Genomic DNA, 12,875 nt, shown 5'->3' on the forward strand with positions numbered 1-12,875 from the left:
GATGCCATGAAGCCCGCTGCCGTCCTTGAATCTGCGCTCTACGTGACCGATCTTGCTGCCGCCGAGGCTTTCTATGGTGACGTGCTGGGTCTGGAACGGATTGCGAAGGTGGAGGGGCGGCATGTGTTCTTCCGCTGCGGGCAGGGCGTGGTGCTTTTGTTCAATGCCGGGGCGACGATTGAGCCGCCCGCGCCCGATGTGCGGCTGCCGGTGCCGCCGCACGGCACGACAGGGCAGGGGCATCTGTGCTTTGCCGCCAGCGCCGATGAGATCGACGCGTGGAAGAGCCGGCTGGAAGCGGCGGGCATTGCCATCGAAGCCGATTTCGAGTGGCCTCAAGGTGGCCGTTCCATCTATATCCGCGACCCTTCCGGCAATTCGCTGGAATTCGCCGAACCGCGTATCTGGGGCCTGTAATGCATCCTTTGGACAAGAAGATCGTCGTCGCCAGCCATAATGAAGGCAAGCTGCGCGAATTTGCCGACCTGATGGCGCCTTTCGGCTTCGAGGCGAAGTCGGCGCGCGAATTCGGTCTGCCCGAGCCGGATGAAACGGGCACCACCTTCGAGGAAAACGCCTATATCAAGGCTTTCGCGGCGGCCAGTGCTACCGGCCTGCCCGCTCTTTCAGACGATTCCGGCCTGTGCATCGACGCGCTGGACGGCGATCCGGGCGTCTACACCGCCAACTGGGCCGAAAAGCCGGATGGCAAGCGCGATTTCGGCATGGCCATGGAAAAGGCCGAAGCCGCCATGCAGAAGGCGGGCGCGGTGGAGCCGCAGCAGCGCACAGGCCGTTTCGTTGCCGTGATCTGCCTTGCCTTTCCCGATGGCGAGGCGGAATATTATCGCGGCGAGGTGGAAGGCCATCTGGTGTGGCCGCCGCGCGGCGAACTGGGGTTCGGTTATGATCCGGTCTTTCTGCCGGATGGCTATGAAAGGACCTTCGGCGAGATGAGTGCCGAGCAGAAGCACGGCTGGAAGCCCGGTGCGCCCGACGCGCTGTCGCACCGTGCTCGCGCCTTCCAGAAGTTCGCCCGAGCACGATTGGGAGTGGCGTGACGCTGGATCGCTCTCCCGGTTTCGGGGTTTACCTCCACTGGCCGTTCTGCGCGGCCAAGTGCCCTTATTGCGACTTCAACAGCCATGTGCGCCATCAGAAGGTCGATCAGCAGCGTTTCGTGCGCGCCTTCGCCACCGAAATGGCATCGATGCGGGCACGCACCGGCCCTCGCGAGGTGACGTCGATCTTCATCGGCGGCGGCACGCCCTCGCTGATGGACCCAGCAACCGTGGACGCGATATTGGGGGAGGTCGCCCGTAACTGGACGGTTCCCGCCGGCATAGAGGTGACGCTGGAGGCCAATCCGTCCTCGGTCGAGGCGGAGCGTTTTCGCGGCTATCGCGCAGCCGGCGTCAACCGCGTCTCGCTGGGCGTGCAGGCGCTCAATGACGCCGATCTGCGTTTCCTCGGCCGTTTGCATGACGTTTCCGAGGCGCTCCATGCGATCAGGCTGGCGCGCGAGATCTTCCCGCGCCTGTCCTTCGATCTCATCTATGCGCGGCCCGGCCAGACACCGGAGGCGTGGGAGGCGGAACTGAACGAGGCGATCGGCCATGCCGCCGATCATCTGTCGCTCTATCAGCTCACCATCGAGGAAGGCACCGCCTTCCACAAGCTCCATGCGGCCCGCAAATTCGAGATGCCGGTGCCCGATCTCGCCGCCGATCTCTATCAGCTCACGCAGGAAGTCACCGCCGCGCGCGGCCTGCCGGCCTATGAGGTGTCGAACCACGCGCGCCCCGGAGCGGAAAGCCGGCACAACCTCGTTTATTGGCGCTATGGCGAATATGTCGGCATTGGTCCCGGCGCGCACGGCCGCTTCGTGGAAGACGGCACGCGCATCGTCACCATCGCCGAAAGGCATCCCGAGACTTGGGCGGAACTGGTGGAGCGGCAGGGCCACGGCACCGTGGATGGCGAGCGGCTGACCCGCGAGGAAGAGGCCGACGAATTCCTGATGATGGGGTTGCGTCTGGTCGAGGGCATCGACCTCGCTCGCTTCGAGACCCTGTCAGGGCGCACGCTGCCGCGCCGCCAGCTGTCCATTTTGCAGGAGGAGGGACTTGTCGCCCCGGTGGGCAATTCAGGCCTGCGCGCCACGCCCTCCGGCATGATCGTGCTGAACTCGCTGGTGGCGGAACTGGCGCGGTAGAGCATTTCGCAGTCAGGCGGAATCGTCTGACGTCGCACAAATGCGGCCAACGAAAACAAGCCGGAGCAGCGTTCGTCAGAACGCCCGCTGCTGCAGATCGTCCTTTGTGCGTCCATACGGAAGCACAAAGGACGATCTGAATTATCGATAGAGTATCGCCGGAGCTCTGAAGACTTTCCTTTCGCCGGCCGCCGATCCAGTATGGCGGCCCACAATCCGGCGGGGCATTGCATGAACCTTTCCTTTTCCTCGTGGCAGTTCTGGGCGCTGCTTTCGGCCGGTTTCGCGGCCCTTACCGCCATCTTCGCCAAGGTGGGCGTTGAAAACGTCAATTCCGACTTTGCCACGCTGATCCGTACGGCGGTCATCCTGCTGGTCATCGCCGCGATCGTCATGGCGACCGGGCAGGCGCAGCCGCTCGGCTCCATTTCGGGCAGAACCTACATATTTCTCGCGCTGTCGGGTCTGGCGACGGGCGCCTCGTGGCTGTGCTATTTCCGGGCCCTGAAGCTCGGGCAGGCGGCGCAGGTCGCGCCCATCGACAAGCTGAGCGTCGTTCTGGTGGCCGTGTTCGGCGTGATCTTTCTGGGCGAGCGCCTGTCGCTCGCCAACTGGCTGGGTGTCATGCTCATCGCGGCCGGTGCCGTTCTGGTCGCCTATCGTTAGGCGAAAAACCGCTCAGCGCGAGATCGAGAAGACGCTGAGGTCGGCGACGCGTTTCTCGGTGCAGCGCCATCCCATTTTTTCGTAGAAGGACGCCAGATGTGGTTCGGCACAGAGATAGACCGTGTCGAAACCTCGCGAAAACCCCTGCTCGACGGCGGCGAGCACGAGCTTCGCGCCGAGCCCGCCCTTGCGCGCCTTTGGCTCGACCCAGACGGCGGCAACCCATGGCGTGTATTGCGGGCGCTCATCGAGGTCGCTGGCGATCAGATGCGCGCAGCCGTAGAAATCCGGACCTTCATGGGCAACCAGCGAAAGCGGGATGTCCTGTCCATCCATGCATTCGTGCACCATGGCCTCGATCTCGGAGAGGGCGACGCCCTGTTCGCGCCACCATGCCTGCCAGACGCGATCGGCGATGATTTCGGCAAACTCCGGCTGATCGCGCAGATCGGAAATCGCGGGGAGGGAGGCTGTCATGGATGTCTTTCCGCGGGCTTTGGTTGTGGCGGCTTGTGGCACGGGCTTTGCAAGGCGCGCAAGCCATGCCAAACCGTCTTTCTGAAAAAGGACATGGCATGGATTCCGGGACTTCGAGACGCTCCTTCCTGATCGGACAGGCCGAATTTCCGGCCCGGCCGCTGGAGCCGGCGCTCTATCTGGTGGCGACGCCAATCGGTAATCTGGCCGACATCACCATCCGAGCGCTGGAAACGCTGGCGGCTGCCGATGTGCTTGCCTGCGAGGACACGCGCGTGTCGCGCGTTTTGCTGGAGCGCTACGGCATCCGCCGCCGCACGACAGCCTATCACGAGCACAACGCGGCTGAGGCAGGCCCCCGGCTGATGGCGGCGCTGGAGGAAGGCAAAAGCGTCGCGTTGATTTCCGATGCCGGCACGCCGCTGGTCTCCGATCCGGGCTACCGGCTGGTCGGCGAGGCATTGGAGCGCGGCCTGCGCGTCGTGCCCATACCGGGACCGTCGGCGGCGCTCGCGGCCCTCACCGTCTCCGGCCTGCCTTCGGATGCCTTCCTGTTCGCGGGTTTTTTGCCGGTCAAGGCAGGCCAGAAGCGTACGCGGCTGGAGCAGTGGCAGGCGGTGCCGGCGACGCTGATCTTCTTCGAATCACCGCGCCGCGTGGCGGATACGCTCGATGCGATGGCGCAGGTGCTGGGGGCGGAACGGCGGGCAGCGGTATGCCGTGAACTGACCAAGACTTTCGAGGAAGCCCGCCACGGAACCCTTGGCGAACTCGCGGCTCACTATGCCGCCGCCGACACGCCGAAGGGGGAGGTCGTCATTTGCGTCGGTCCCGCTGCGGATGAGGATGCGGCGCCGGCCGATGTGGATGCGCTTCTCATCGGCCTTGCGGCTGAAATGCCGGCTTCGAAGGCAGCCGCTGAAGCGGCCCGCATGACCGGCCAGCCCAAGCAGGAGCTTTACCGTCGCCTTCTTGCCCTGAAGGAGGGCGGCGGTGGCTGACGCTCCGGCCCCCCGACCCAACGACAATCGACGCAAGGACAATCGCCGCAAGGCCGCCTATCGGCGCGGCCATTACAGCGAATGGCTGGCCGCGCTGGCGCTGATGATCAAGGGCTACCGCATTCTGGAACGCCGTTACCGCACGCGGCTTGGCGAAATCGACCTGATCGCGCGGCGCGGCGATCTGGTGCTCATCGTCGAGGTCAAGGCGCGGCGCTCGCTGGTCGATGCGATGGAGGCGATCGCGCGCCAGTCAGAACGCCGCATCGAAGCCGCCGCCGACATCTGGCTGTCGCGCCAGCCGGACTATGGCCGGTTTTCCCTGCGCTTCGACATGGTCGCCGTGCTGCCATGGCGCTGGCCGGTACATGTGGAGAATATATTTTACGGGCGGTAGCCGAAGGCAGCGCCTGCCTGAATACCCATCATCCGTTCTGGCATGGCGCGCCAGTCCATCTTCTCCCGCAAGGGGAGAAGGAAAGTGCTGCATGGTCGCCTGTGCAATTAAGGGGGGGCTTGGCGGTATAGCTGATGTGGGGTCCCTTCTTCCTTTAACGGAGAAGGTGGCCGCGGGGCGGTCGGATGAGGCGTCGTCAGCGCAGGATGCGAAAATCGGCCGGCACGTTCTGCACCCCAGGCGGCAAAATCTCCACATCACTGACCACGGCACCGCGCGGACCCTGGCGCAGTCGCTCCAGCATTTCGGCAACGGCCTCGTCCGCCCCGCTGAACAGCGACTTGACGGAGCCGTCCGCTTCATTGCGAACCCAGCCGACAAGGCCGAGCCGTTCGGCCTCTTCCTGCGTCCAGTAGCGGAAGCCGACGCCCTGCACGCGGCCCCGGACACGCACCGTCACCGTGCGGGCGCTCACCGCCGGCTCACCCGCATCGGCAGGCCCCCCTGCGGCTGGGTGGTCAGCTTCTGCACCGGCCATGGGCGCGTTTCGGGAACCGTCTCGAACCGAAAACGCGACAGCATGACCGCCAGCGCGATGATCGCCTCCTGCATGGCGAAGCTCGCCCCGATGCACACGCGCGGCCCGGCTCCGAACGGCAGATACTGGTAGCGGTCGATGCGGTCGCGGTTTTCAGGGTGGAAGCGCTCGGGCATGAAGGCATCCGGCGCTTCCCAGAGCTTGCGGTGGCGGTGCACGGTCCACGGCATCACCAGAACCTGCGCGCCCTTGCGCAGTTCAAGGTCCTTGTAGTGGTCGGTCTCGATCGGCTCGCGGTTGATGGACGGCGCGGGAGGATAGAGCCGCAGCGCCTCCTCGAAGGCGGCGCGCGTCAGCGGCATGGCGTCCAGCCATTTTACCGGATCGGGCTCGCGCGCCAGAACCGTGTCGATCTCCTGCTCGATCCGCTCGCGCTCCCATGGCGCTTCGGCAAGGCAGTAGAGCGTCCAGCCCAGCGCCCGCGCCGTGGTCTCGTGGCCGGCACCGATGAAGGTGATGATGTTGTCCTCGATCTCGGCGCGGGTCAGCCCGTCCGGCCCTTCGGCGCGCAGCAGAAGGGTGAGGAAGTCGTTCGGCACCCAGTCGCCATCGCGCTCCATGCGCGCGCGTCGCAAGGCCATGGTGTCGGCCACGATCTGGCGGAAATAGGCCATGGTGCGGCGGCCGCGGATGCGGGTGAGGCGCGGCAGCCAGTCCGGCGCGCGTAAGAGGTCGAGCGGATCGACCCGGCCCATGGTCTCGAACAGGCGGTCGATCTGGCGGGCGAAGCTGCCCGGTTCGCCGGCGATTTCGCCGGAAAACAGCGTCTCGGCCAGGATCTCGTAGGTCAGCATCGTCATGTCGTGGGCGATGTCGAACGTGCCGCCCTGCTCGTAGCGCTCCACGAAGGTGTTGGTGCAGGCAAGCATGGGGGCCGCGAAGCCGAATATGTGGCGCGGCGTGAACACCGGCGCCATCGCCTTGCGCGACCGCTTCCACACCGCGCCCTCGGCGGTCAGCAGCCCGTCGCGCAGGATCGGCCGCAGAACCTTCTGGCGCACCGTGGCCATCCTGTAGTTCTTCGCATTGTCGACCAGCACGTGGCGGATAAGGCCGGGATCGTTGGCAATGACCAGCGGCCCGCCGATGCCGCTGATCGAAATCCACGGCTCGTTGTAGGAAGGCTCGCCCCACAATTCGAGCGGATTGCGGTAGACGATCCGCATCATTTCCAGCGTCGAAGGCGGGCTGGTGCGCGGCTTCGGAGCCGGGGGCACAAAGGGGAAAGGGACTGCTTCCGTCACGGTGGCCATGCCCGATATCTAGGTTCGCCGCACCCTTGCGTCCACAGCAATTCTCCATCGTGCATGAATCGTGAACGCACCGTCACCCTCGAAAATCAACGGTTCGGGAAAAATCATCTCTTGCCGCAGGCGCATAAAAGGCCCATCTGGCGCTGGTCACTTTTGGTGACCCCGCACATTTCCGGTGAGCCGGACGCTCACCGGAAATGTGCGGGTCTCTTGTTTTTACCGCATTGTCCGACGCCGAAGCGACTTCGCTTCGACTGGAAATGCTCCGGATCACAGGGATTCCTACATTGACGCACAAGCTCAACATCATCGTCGGCAGCACGCGGCCGGGCCGCGTGGGGCCGATCTTCGCGAACTGGTTCGTTGAATTCGCCCGCCAGCATGGCAAGTTCGACCCGGTTCTGGTCGACATCGCCGAGTTCAATCTGCCCTTGTTCGACGAGCCGAAGCATCCGCGCCTCGGCCAGTACGAAAACGCCCATACAAAGCGCTGGTCGCAGACCATCGCCGAAGGCGACGCCTATGTGTTCGTGACGCCGGAATACAATTCGATCATTCCCGCGCCGCTGCTCAACGCCATCACCTATCTGTCCACCGAATGGAACTACAAGCCTGCCGGCTTCCTCTCCTACGGCGGCGTTTCCGGTGGCCTGCGCGCCGTGGAATCGGCCAAGCCGCTGCTGGCAGCCCTCAAGGTCGTGCCCATCCCCGAAGGCGTGCCGGTTCCGGGCTATCCGCAGTTCCTGGCCGACGGTGAATTCAGGCCGAACGAACTGATCACCAACGGCGCAACCACCATGCTGGACGAACTGGACCGCTGGGCAGGCGCGCTCAAGGCGCTTCGTTCGCAGGTGAAGGCCGCCGCCGCGGCCTGATACGCAGGCACGTCTTATCCATCATTACCCTGACGACCCCGCCGGAGATGCTCCGGCGGGGTCGTTTTTCAGTGGCAAACTCCTTGGAAAACTTGGAAAAAAGGCCCGGAACGCCTATATCTGGCGGATCGGTGGGCATTCGATTCGCGATGTTTTCGGGCACCCGCCTCCGCGACAGAGAGACGAAAGTATTTCATGAGCGATACGACCGAAAATCAGGCCGCCGCGCCGGCTGAGTACGGTGCCGATTCCATCAAGGTTTTGAAGGGGTTGGATGCCGTCCGCAAGCGGCCGGGCATGTATATCGGCGACACCGATGACGGCTCGGGCCTGCACCATATGGTCTACGAGGCTGTCGATAACGCCATTGACGAGGCGCTGGCCGGCCACGCCGATCTGGTTTCGGTCACGCTCAATCCGGATGGTTCCTGCACGGTGGCCGACAACGGTCGCGGCATTCCGACCGATCTGCATCCGACCGAGGGCGTTTCTGCTGCCGAGGTCATCATGACCCAGCTTCACGCCGGCGGAAAGTTCGACCAGAATTCCTACAAGGTTTCCGGTGGTCTGCATGGTGTGGGCGTGTCGGTGGTCAACGCGCTGTCGGTCTGGCTGAAACTCAGCATCCGCCGCAACGGCAAGATTCATGAGGTAAGCTTTTCGCATGGCGTGGCGGATGCGCCGCTGGCCGTGGTGGGTGAGTACGAAGTCACCAACGAGCCCGGCACCTATGAAGGCCGCAGCGGAACCGCCGTCAGCTTTCTGCCGTCGCCGGACACCTTCAAGGGGGTCATCGATTTCGATTACGGCACGCTGGAGCACCGGCTGCGTGAGCTGGCCTTCCTCAATTCCGGCGTGCGTATCATCCTGACCGACAACCGTCATGCCGACGTGAAGCGTCAGGAACTGCATTATGATGGCGGGCTGGAAGAATTCGTCAAATATCTTGACCGCGCCAAGAAGCCGCTGATCGACAAGCCGATCGCCATCCGTTCGGAGCGCGATGGCATCACCGTCGAGGTGGCGATGTGGTGGAACGAGAGCTACCACGAAAATGTGCTGTGCTTCACCAACAACATTCCCCAGCGCGATGGCGGCACCCATCTGGCCGGCTTCCGTGGCGCCCTGACCCGTCAGGTGACCGGCTATGCCGATAATTCCGGCATCTCCAAGAAGGAGAAGGTATCGCTGACCGGTGACGACTGCCGCGAAGGCCTGACGGCGGTACTTTCGGTGAAAGTTCCTGATCCGAAGTTCTCTTCGCAGACTAAGGACAAGCTGGTTTCCTCCGAGGTGCGTCCCGTAGTGGAAAGCCTCGTCAACGAGGCGCTTGGCACATGGCTGGAAGAGCATCCGGCCGAGGCGAAGGTGCTCATCGGCAAGGTGGTGGAAGCCGCGGCCGCCCGTGAGGCCGCACGCAAGGCGCGCGAGTTGACGCGCCGCAAGGGCGTTCTCGACATCACCTCCCTGCCGGGCAAGCTGGCAGACTGTCAGGAGCGCGATCCCGCCAAGTCCGAACTGTTCATCGTCGAGGGTGACTCGGCAGGCGGCTCCGCCAAGGGCGGACGCGATCGCAAGAATCAGGCGATTCTGCCGCTGCGCGGCAAGATCCTCAATGTCGAGCGCGCACGCTTCGACCGCATGCTGTCGTCCGACATGATCGGCACGCTGATCACTGCGCTGGGCACGTCCATCGGCAAGGACGAGTTCAACCCGGACAAGCTGCGCTATCACAAGATCATCATCATGACCGACGCCGACGTCGACGGCGCTCATATCCGCACGCTGCTGCTCACCTTCTTCTTCCGCCAGATGCCGGAGCTGATCGAGCGCGGCCACCTCTACATCGCCCAGCCGCCGCTCTATAAGGTGACGCGCGGCAAGAGCTCGCAATATCTGAAGGATGAGGCGGCTTTCGAGGACTACCTCATCAGCACCGGTCTTGAGGATGCATCGCTCACGCTGGGCTCCGGCGAAGTGCGCACCGGGCAGGATCTGCGGGCGGCTGTCGAGGATGCTCTGGCCGTGCGCCAGCTGCTCAATGGTCTGCACACGCGCTACAGCCACTCGGTTGTGGAGCAGGCGGCGATCGCCGGCGGGCTTAATCCGGAGCTGTTCAACGATCTCGGTCAGGCGACCGCGATGGCCGAAGCCATCGCCGAGCGGCTCGACATGATTTCGGAAGATACGGAGCGTGGCTGGAAAGGCACCACCTCCCGCTCCAACGAGGGCCCGGGCGGTTATTCGTTCGAGCGCACGGTGCGCGGCGTGCGCGAGATCGTGCATCTCGACATGGGGCTGATCAATTCGGCCGACGCGCGCCAGCTCGACCGCTTTGCGCCACGTCTGAGCGAGATTTACAGCCAGCAGCCGGTGCTGCGCCGCAAGGAAGGCAGCCAGACGATCTCCGGGCCGCTGGCGCTTCTCGATGCCGTCTTTGCGATTGGCCGTCGCGGACTCACCATGCAGCGTTACAAGGGACTGGGCGAAATGAACGCCGAGCAGCTTTGGGAAACCACGCTGGACCCGAATGTCCGCTCGCTTCTGCAGGTCAAGGTCAACGATGCGTCGGGCGCCGACGAGTTGTTCGCCCGCCTGATGGGCGACGAGGTCGAGCCGCGCCGCGAGTTCATTCAGGACAACGCGCTGAGCGTCGCCAATCTCGACATCTGATCGGGCAGGACTTTATAGAAAAAGATAGAAAAAGCCGCGCCGGATTTTTTTCCGGCGCGGCTTTTCTTTTCGGTGGCCCGAAGCCGGCGTCTTCAGGGTCTGAGGCGCAACGTCTCGAAATATTTGCGTTCGATCTTCCGGAAGGTTCCGTCGGCCACGATCTCATCGATCAGCCTGTCGATTTCGCTTCCGAGCGCATCGTTGCCATTTGCGACTGCGATGCCCATTTCCGTGCCCAGCGCAGGGTCGGTGATGTCGGGGCCGATCTGCTTATAGGCATCGATCCCGCCATTGCGCTCCATCCACGGAAACATGGCGACAGACTCGGCGAACACCGCATCCAGCCGGCCGTTCTGGAAGTCGAGAAACATGTCGTCGCTGGAAGGATAGGCATGAATGGAGATGGCCGTGCCGAAGCGCTCGCGCAGCCAGTGCTCATGCGTGGTCGATGCCTGCACGCCGATGGCGCGTCCGTCCAGGCCCTCGCGGCTAAACTGCAGGTCTTGCTGATCCTTGCGGGCTATCATCAGCCCATAGGAGAAATAGTAGGGCTTTGAAAAGCGTACTTGCTGATGGCGTTCCGGCGTCATGGTCACCGACGACATCAGCACGTCGAACTTACCCGCCTGAAGGGCGGGGATCAGCCCGTCCCACTGCACCACCATCCATTCGCAGCGCCGGTGCAGGCGCTTGCACAGCTCTTCCCCGAAATCGATGTCGAAGCCATGCACCTTGCCGTCCGGTCCGACCGCGTTGAAGGGCGCGTAGGCACCCTCCACGCCCATCCGCAAAGGAGGGTCGTCCGCGCGCGCCGCGCCTCCTGCCAGCAGGAGGGCGATTGCGGCGACAAGCGCGGTTTTCATGATTGCGTCCCGTATGGTTGGGGCGAACGCTCAGTCCTTGGCGCGTTCCACGTAGGAACCGTCGGCGGTCATGACGACGATGCGGGTGCCGACGGTGATGTGCGGCGGCACTGCCGACTTCACGCCGTTCGAAAGGATCGCCGGCTTGTAGGAGGAAGATGCCGTCTGGCCCTTGGTGACCGGCTCGGTCTCGACCACTTCGTAAACGGCGCGCTGGGGCAGTTCCAGTGCAATGCCGACGCCCTCATGCACGGAAAGCGTGACCGACATGCCTTCCTGCAGATAGGGGGCGGCGTCGCCGACCACGTCCGCCGACACCGCGATCTGGTCGTAGCTTTCCGGGTTCATGAAGTGGAAGCCTTCGCCATCCTGATAAAGGAAGGTGTGCTCACGGTCCTCGACATGGGCGCGCTCGACCTGCTCGGTGGTGCGGTAGCGCTCGGACACCTTCACGCCGTCGGAAATGCGGCGCATGTCGAGCTGGGTGACGGGCGTGCCCTTGCCGGGATGGATGTTCTCGGCGGACAGGATCACGTAGAGCTTGCCGTCCTTGTCGACGACATTGCCTTTACGGAGGGAGCTGGCAATTACCTTCACTAGTGTTCTTCCTGAAAATCGTGTTGCGGCCAAACGGCTGTGGCAGCCATAGTGCGCGCTTTAAACTATAAGTGCGCAAATCGCCAGCCGGTTCAAAAACATCAGCTTGAAGACGATCCGAAAATGACAGTAGAAGCCTCTCCCTGGTGGACCCCGCATGTCCATGCCGACCGCCGGCCACGCCTCCTTTTGCGCAACCGCATTGCAGCAGCGATCCGCGGTTTCTTCGCATCGCAGGACTTCATCGAGGTCGATGCGGCGGCCCTGCAGATCTCGCCCGGCAACGAAACGCATCTTTCGGCCTTCGCCACTGCCGAAATCCGGCCGGACGGAAGCGAGCAGCCATTTTATCTGCATACCTCGCCGGAATTCGCCTGCAAGAAGCTGCTGGCTGCCGGAGAGCAGCGCATTTTCTCCATGGGTCCGGTCTATCGCAACCGCGAGCGCTCGGCTCTGCATCATCCTGAATTCACCATGCTCGAATGGTATCGGGTGGGCGAGACCTATCAGAGCCTGATGGGCGATTGCGCGCGGCTTCTGGCGCTGGCTGCCGATCAGGCCGGTGTGCGGAAATTTGCCTTCCGCAACCGCGAGGCCGACCCTTATGCCGCGCCCGAGCGCGTCACCGTTGCCGAAGCCTTTCAGCGTCATGCCGGGATCGATCTTCTGGCGACCGTAGCGGCGGATGGCGGTACGGATCGCGAAGGGCTCCATGCGGCATTGGTGCAGGCCGGCCTGCGCACGGCGCCTGACGACACATGGTCCGATCTCTACAGTCGCGTCATGGTCGAATGCGTGGAGCCGCAACTGGGGCAGGGGCGGGCAACCGTGCTGTGCGAATACCCGATCGTCGAGGCAGCACTTGCCCGTTCCGCTGCGCACGATCCGCGTGTGGCGGAGCGTTTCGAGCTTTATTGCTGCGGGGTAGAGCTTGCCAACGGCTTCGGCGAACTCACCGATCCGGTCGAACAGCGCAAGCGTTTCGAGGCGGACATGGACGAGAAGGAGCGCATTTACGGCGAGCGCTATCCTATCGACGAGGAGTTTCTGGCCGCCCTTGCGATCATGCCGGATGCCAGCGGCATAGCACTGGGCTTCGACCGTCTGGTGATGCTTGCGGCAGGGGCCGCCCGCATCGAGGACGTGATCTGGACGCCGGTGGCCGGACGCTGGGGCTGATGGCGGCGGTTTTCGCGAAACGGCCCGGTATGGTCTCCGGGCTGTTTGCCTCGTGGGTCTGGCGATCACAAATCATAATGA

14 protein-coding genes are annotated in these 12,875 nt (G+C 63.7%); 9 read left to right on the forward strand and 5 right to left on the reverse strand.

Annotated elements, in window-relative coordinates; all coding sequences use genetic code 11:
- The first annotated feature begins 6 nt into the window (after window positions 1–6).
- The 4 genes from HNR59_RS07075 to HNR59_RS07090 all read left to right on the forward strand — a co-directional run bounded on the left by HNR59_RS07075 (window position 7) and on the right by HNR59_RS07090 (window position 2,881).
- Complete coding sequence (locus tag HNR59_RS07075; RefSeq protein ID WP_183827854.1) at window positions 7–417, forward strand: VOC family protein; 411 nt, start codon at window positions 7–9, stop codon at window positions 415–417.
- On the forward strand, window positions 417–1,061 hold the full coding sequence (gene rdgB, locus HNR59_RS07080) for an RdgB/HAM1 family non-canonical purine NTP pyrophosphatase (protein ID WP_183827857.1): 645 nt from the start codon (window positions 417–419) through the stop codon (window positions 1,059–1,061). The genes HNR59_RS07075 and rdgB overlap by 1 nt, the downstream gene beginning before the upstream one ends.
- Window positions 1,058–2,215, forward strand: a complete 1,158-nt coding sequence (gene hemW / locus HNR59_RS07085; RefSeq protein WP_183827860.1) for a radical SAM family heme chaperone HemW — start codon at window positions 1,058–1,060, stop codon at window positions 2,213–2,215. The genes rdgB and hemW overlap by 4 nt, the downstream gene beginning before the upstream one ends.
- A 231-nt stretch (window positions 2,216–2,446) precedes the next feature.
- Window positions 2,447–2,881, forward strand: coding sequence for an EamA family transporter (locus HNR59_RS07090; RefSeq protein ID WP_183827863.1), 435 nt, complete (start codon window positions 2,447–2,449; stop codon window positions 2,879–2,881).
- Between the two features lie 12 nt (window positions 2,882–2,893).
- On the opposite strand, the gene HNR59_RS07095 is transcribed toward HNR59_RS07090, so the two are convergent.
- Window positions 2,894–3,358, reverse strand: coding sequence for a GNAT family N-acetyltransferase (locus HNR59_RS07095; protein WP_183827866.1), 465 nt, complete (start codon window positions 3,356–3,358; stop codon window positions 2,894–2,896).
- A gap of 98 nt (window positions 3,359–3,456) precedes the next feature.
- On the opposite strand from HNR59_RS07095, the gene rsmI reads away from it, so the two are divergent.
- Window positions 3,457–4,359, forward strand: coding sequence for a 16S rRNA (cytidine(1402)-2'-O)-methyltransferase (gene rsmI, locus HNR59_RS07100; protein ID WP_183827869.1), 903 nt, complete (start codon window positions 3,457–3,459; stop codon window positions 4,357–4,359).
- Complete coding sequence (locus HNR59_RS07105; RefSeq protein ID WP_183827871.1) at window positions 4,352–4,756, forward strand: YraN family protein; 405 nt, start codon at window positions 4,352–4,354, stop codon at window positions 4,754–4,756. The genes rsmI and HNR59_RS07105 overlap by 8 nt, the downstream gene beginning before the upstream one ends.
- A gap of 196 nt (window positions 4,757–4,952) precedes the next feature.
- Here the strand turns inward: HNR59_RS07105 and HNR59_RS07110 are convergent, their stop codons facing one another.
- Window positions 4,953–5,231, reverse strand: a complete 279-nt coding sequence (locus HNR59_RS07110) for an acylphosphatase (RefSeq protein WP_343060711.1) — start codon at window positions 5,229–5,231, stop codon at window positions 4,953–4,955.
- Window positions 5,228–6,607, reverse strand: a complete 1,380-nt coding sequence (locus HNR59_RS07115) for a cytochrome P450 (protein WP_183827877.1) — start codon at window positions 6,605–6,607, stop codon at window positions 5,228–5,230. The genes HNR59_RS07110 and HNR59_RS07115 overlap by 4 nt, the downstream gene beginning before the upstream one ends.
- A 287-nt stretch (window positions 6,608–6,894) precedes the next feature.
- On the opposite strand from HNR59_RS07115, the gene HNR59_RS07120 reads away from it, so the two are divergent.
- Both HNR59_RS07120 and gyrB read left to right on the forward strand, forming a co-directional pair.
- On the forward strand, window positions 6,895–7,482 hold the full coding sequence (locus HNR59_RS07120) for an NADPH-dependent FMN reductase (protein WP_183827880.1): 588 nt from the start codon (window positions 6,895–6,897) through the stop codon (window positions 7,480–7,482).
- Between the two features lie 195 nt (window positions 7,483–7,677).
- Complete coding sequence (gene gyrB, locus HNR59_RS07125; RefSeq protein WP_183827883.1) at window positions 7,678–10,155, forward strand: DNA topoisomerase (ATP-hydrolyzing) subunit B; 2,478 nt, start codon at window positions 7,678–7,680, stop codon at window positions 10,153–10,155.
- Between the two features lie 92 nt (window positions 10,156–10,247).
- On the opposite strand, the gene HNR59_RS07130 is transcribed toward gyrB, so the two are convergent.
- Window positions 10,248–11,018: a transporter substrate-binding domain-containing protein gene (locus HNR59_RS07130; protein ID WP_183827886.1), complete on the reverse strand. Its 771-nt coding sequence runs from the start codon at window positions 11,016–11,018 to the stop codon at window positions 10,248–10,250.
- A 30-nt stretch (window positions 11,019–11,048) separates the two neighbouring features.
- Complete coding sequence (gene efp / locus HNR59_RS07135) at window positions 11,049–11,615, reverse strand: elongation factor P (protein ID WP_183827889.1); 567 nt, start codon at window positions 11,613–11,615, stop codon at window positions 11,049–11,051.
- 123 nt (window positions 11,616–11,738) lie between these two features.
- Between efp and epmA the strand changes: the two genes are divergently transcribed.
- Entirely contained in the window at window positions 11,739–12,794 is a 1,056-nt protein-coding gene (gene epmA / locus HNR59_RS07140) for an EF-P lysine aminoacylase EpmA (protein ID WP_183827893.1), read from the forward strand.
- The last annotated feature ends 81 nt before the right edge of the window (window positions 12,795–12,875 follow it).

It is taken from the genome of Aquamicrobium lusatiense, assembly GCF_014201615.1.
GTDB classification, from domain to species: Bacteria; Pseudomonadota; Alphaproteobacteria; order Rhizobiales; family Rhizobiaceae; genus Mesorhizobium; species Mesorhizobium lusatiense.